This is a genomic window from Rhodococcus sp. T7, from assembly GCF_009872365.1.
In the GTDB taxonomy this organism is placed as follows: domain Bacteria; phylum Actinomycetota; class Actinomycetes; order Mycobacteriales; family Mycobacteriaceae; genus Rhodococcus_F.
Genome location: NZ_WXYH01000263.1, coordinates 1 through 918 on the forward strand (window position 1 = coordinate 1; position 918 = coordinate 918).

Here is a 918-nt window from a genome sequence, read left to right on the forward strand (position 1 = left end):
GTGTTGGAGTTCGGCGTTGAGGCGTCGGGCCTCGGCGAGTTGGTCTTCGAGGATGATGATGCGGCACGCGGACTCGAGGGCGGTGCCCTGGTCGATCAGCTCGCGGGCTCGGGCGGCGATGCGGAGCTGGTAGCGGGAGTAGCGGCGGTGGCCGCCCTCCGAGCGTCCGGGGGTGAGAAGTTTCGCGGCGTCGAGGCTGCGGAGGAATGCTTGTGTCACGCCGAGGATCTCGGCGGCGTGGCCCATGCTGTAGGCCGGGTAGTCCTCGTCGTCGAACTTCCCGGCCGGGCTGCGGTCGGGCGAGTCTTCTTGAATGGGGTGACACCTTTCAATGGACAGGGCCCCCGGCGCCGTGAGGCACCGGGGGCCGGAGGGGTTTCCACTTCCATATTCACTGCACTTCTTCCGGCGGTCGGGCTCGTCTTGCTGCCCGGTCGCCGACCGGAAAGTGCCGGGGCCACACACTCAATCAACTCTTGCCCCGGAACATCCCGTGTCTTGCGGTACTGCTCTGCGGGTAGTTCGTTCCCTCCCGCACCTTCTGAACTCTTTCCTTGCGACGAGAGAGACTCTACAACGTCGACACCTCAATGTCTACAGTGGCGACTGCAGAAATTATGGAGTGGGTTGACCAGGGATTTCCCTGGAGCCGGAGGCACGTCGGGGTTGTCGACGTCGGCGAAGGGGGTGCTTCGCCGGTCCGGCTCTCGGTGGTCGATGACCGGCCGGGGAAGTCGGGGGGCTGGGTAGGTGTCGAGCGGTAGGTCCGCTGTGGCTCGGATCGGGTGTGGTCGTCGAGGGACGGTTCGTCGGGTGGCAGGATCAGTGGTATCGAGATCGGGGATTCGATGTGAGTGCCCGGATCGAGGTTGTAGGGAGTTTGCATGGCGCAGGGCATCGTGAAGTGGTTCAACGGCG

1 protein-coding gene is annotated in these 918 nt (G+C 64.8%); it reads right to left on the minus strand.

The genetic code is table 11. The annotated features are described in order from the left end of the window. A partial coding sequence (locus MLGJGCBP_RS22470; protein ID WP_201453163.1) for a MerR family transcriptional regulator occupies positions 1-246 on the minus strand: 246 nt, incomplete at its 3' end. Positions 247-918: the final 672 nt, after the last annotated feature.